3 protein-coding genes and 1 pseudogene are annotated in these 3,325 nt (G+C 49.8%); all 4 read right to left on the bottom strand.

Going from position 1 to position 3,325, the window contains the following annotated elements; translation table 11 throughout:
- Nucleotides 1-259 (bottom strand): annotated as a pseudogene (locus tag QVO97_RS04365) (sporulation integral membrane protein YtvI); the annotation flags it as partial.
- Nucleotides 260-297: 38 nt separating this feature from the next.
- The gene (locus tag QVO97_RS04360; RefSeq protein ID WP_022359171.1) at nucleotides 298-1,488 is read right to left on the bottom strand and encodes a pyridoxal phosphate-dependent aminotransferase; all 1,191 of its coding nucleotides are present in this window, start codon (nucleotides 1,486-1,488) and stop codon (nucleotides 298-300) included.
- A gap of 277 nt (nucleotides 1,489-1,765) precedes the next feature.
- Nucleotides 1,766-3,070, bottom strand: coding sequence for an O-antigen polymerase (locus QVO97_RS04355; protein WP_022359170.1), 1,305 nt, complete (start codon nucleotides 3,068-3,070; stop codon nucleotides 1,766-1,768).
- A gap of 53 nt (nucleotides 3,071-3,123) precedes the next feature.
- Nucleotides 3,124-3,325 (bottom strand): HPr family phosphocarrier protein (locus QVO97_RS04350; RefSeq protein WP_288188897.1); only part of this gene is annotated, 202 nt, incomplete at its 5' end.

Here is a 3,325-nt window from a genome sequence, read left to right as displayed (position 1 = left end):
AAACCAGAAGACCCGCCCCGTAAAAAAGACTAATCACGATCGCCAGCGCCGCGATAATGATCAGCATCGAGCCGTGGCGCCGCACCAGCTTCACGCGCCGTTCCAGAAACCGGACCAGCGGATTTGCTAAAAGTGCCAGGATCCATCCGACCACAAACGGCATGAAAAAGCGCAGAAGCCTGGGACCTAAAAAGATGACCAGACATAGACCCAGGAACGGAATCACAATATTCAGAATCATTCTAAGATATCGTTTCATCTCATCCTTTTCCTTTCCGAGGCAATGATGCAACTTCGCTATACCAGATTATAGTGTTTCGCAATCTTTCTGAATGCCGGAAGCGATCTCTCGATCTGCCCATACGATACGCAGTATGCGATGCGCACATAACCCGGACAAGCGAATGAACTTCCCGGTACTACCAGTACATTGTACTGTTTGCATACCTCGCAGAATTCCTTCTCATTCTCCACCGGGGATTTCACGAACAGGTAGAACGCGCCCTCCGGCTTGATGCAGGAAAATCCGCACTCTTTCAGTCCGTTGTAAAGCAGGTTACGGTTGCGGTCGTAAGCTTCCAGATTCACATTCGCATCTACGCAGCGCTTGATGACTCTCTGCATCAGGGATGGCGCATTGACACAGCCCAGAACACGGTTCGCGATCGTTGCCGCCTGGAATACATTTGCGCTCTCATCCATCTCAGACGGAATTACCAGATAACCGATACGCTCGCCCGGAAGGGACAGGGACTTGCTGTACGAGTAGCAAACCACTGTATTGCGGTAATATTTTGTCACATACGGTACAACCGCGCCGTCGTAAGCCAGCTCACGATACGGCTCATCAGACAGAAGCACGATCGATGTGCCAAATTCCTTCTGTTTCTTTTCCAAAATTGCTGCAATCTTCTGCAGTGTTTCCTCGGAATAAATAACACCGGTCGGGTTGTTCGGGGTGTTGATGATGACCGCCTTGGTTTTTTCGTTGATCTTTTCCTCAAATTCAACGAGATTCGGCTGGAAATCCACCGTATTCGGAGATACAACCACCAGCTCGCCGTCATAGTTGCGGACATAAGAACCATACTCTACAAAGTACGGTGCAAAGGTAATGACCTGCTCTCCTGGATTTAACAGGGTCTTTAAAATGACATTCAGGCCACTTGCCGCACCGACCGTCATCAGAATGTTGCCTGCGTGAAAGGAGGTGCCAAACCGGCGGTTTAACGACTGTGCGATCGTCTCGCGCACATCTTCATAGCCTGCGTTGGACATATATCCGTGTACAAACAGGGAATCTTCTTCCTTTACGATATCCTGAATCGCCTGATTTACCTCTGCCGGAGCCGGTACGCTCGGGTTTCCAAGGCTGAAATCAAATACATTCTCACGTCCATATTTCGCCGCCAGCTTATTGCCCTCTTCGAACATCATACGGATGGCAGAGTTATTTTTCATAAGCGGTATCATTTTTTCTGAAATCATTGGCTTGCCCTCTTTTCTATAAAATTGATCAATGCGGCAATTCAATCTGTATACAAGCAGCACTTTAACTTGCTGAATTGTCGTCTTTTTGTTATTATAGCAGATTTTATTTCATTTTTATATCTTAATCCATATATTTTTACCGCCCTGCAATCTTATGCGATTACTGTCCACGCATACGTGGCCAGTAACGGAATTTGCCGTGGCTTCGCATTTAAATACGGCAAATTCCTGCTGCCACCACGTTTTCTTACGGCACTTTCGGTTCCAAAAGAGCCTACCCGGAAACAATAACCTTATGCGATACCAAAAACGCCACAACCGCTGTCACCGCGAAATAAAACCATGTGGACGGATTGCTGAACCAGGTTGTGAAAAACGATAACAGCATGTAAAGTGCAAACTGTGCGTACAGAAGATAGGTAATCGGATTCTGCACCTGGCGCATCATCCGCATCAGCAGATACGCCGCCGCTCCTAACAGGGCAGAAAAGACGAACACGCCAATTACGCCGAAATCGTAGTACGCATCATAAAACATCGTCAGCGTCGTCAGCTCTTCCTTCGTCACATAATATGGAAATGCCGTCAACGACGGAACCAGAAACTTGAGTCCCGTCAGCGTCCAGAACGGTGCCAGCATTTTCATGCCCCAGCTGTGCTTCACAAGTCCCTTGACCAGACAGTCGAAATTATCGTAATTGTTTGCAATATAAATATACGGCTGCGTCACAAAAATCGGCAGGTGCCGTTTCATCTCAAAAACCGTATTCAGGTAGGCAGTATCATGGCTGCGCGCGATTGTCAGCAGAATGTAGAGCACAATCAGCCCCGCCAGCGCAAAAACAACGTAAATCGGATTCAGCTGGTGTTCCGTCTGCATGTAGGTAATCAATGCCAACAGTACCGCAAACAGAAGCTGGGAGCGCGACACGCACAGAAGCGGAATCGCCACCGCCGCTGCATCTGCCAGAAGCATACACACCAGCCGTCCCCGGCTGCGACCGCCCTCGATGCAAAAATAGATCACAGAGAGCGCCGGAACCAGCACACAGGACACCGTCAGATAATGAAGCCCGGTCACATGGAAATAGGAATAGGCATGCGGAACTCCACGGAGCAGCAGCGGAATATAGCCCATATAGACCGCCTCGATCACGAAGCAGCCTGCCGATACCGCCGCCAGCGCCACCGCGCAGAAAAAAACAGTTCCGGCATAGGATTCCAGCCCCCGGCGCTGCACCGCGCCAGAATGACCGCCCACACGGACGGACGCTTCGCCGGAAAATGCTTCCAGATAATAAAAAGCCAGATAAAAGCCCGAAAACGCCGCCAGAAGTCCCAGCCACGTTCCCGCACTCCATGCCTGACTTAAATAACTAAGCTTCATACACGCCAGTCCCTGTCCACCTACAAAGGAAAGAGCGAAAATCCCCCGCAAATGCAGAAGATTTCCACTCCGGATATAGTCTGACGCATACAGATACACCGCCGCCGCCAGAAGCCCTGCGCCGGATAAAAGATAATGGCGGCTGAGCGCCAGAAGCAGCGAAGCCGCATAGCAAACCAAATAAACGATCATAGTTCCATCCTATCCGTACGTCTGTACACAGTCTTTTACCGCACCGTTTTTTTCTACTCGCCCAGCCCGTCATCAACGATTTTCAGCATCGCTGACAGAGCTTCCTCCTCGTCTTTTCCATCACAGATAAACTCGATCTCATCACCGCTCTTGATGCACGCCCCAAGCACGCTCAGGACACTCTTTGCATTGGACACGGTGCCACGGAACTGGAACTGGACGGAACAATCGAATTTTACCGCCTCATTACACAGG

It is taken from the genome of Clostridium sp. CAG:43, from assembly GCF_000434655.1.
Lineage (GTDB): Bacteria > Bacillota > Clostridia > Lachnospirales > Lachnospiraceae > Otoolea > Otoolea fessa.
This window is presented reverse-complemented; position numbering and strand designations above follow the sequence as displayed.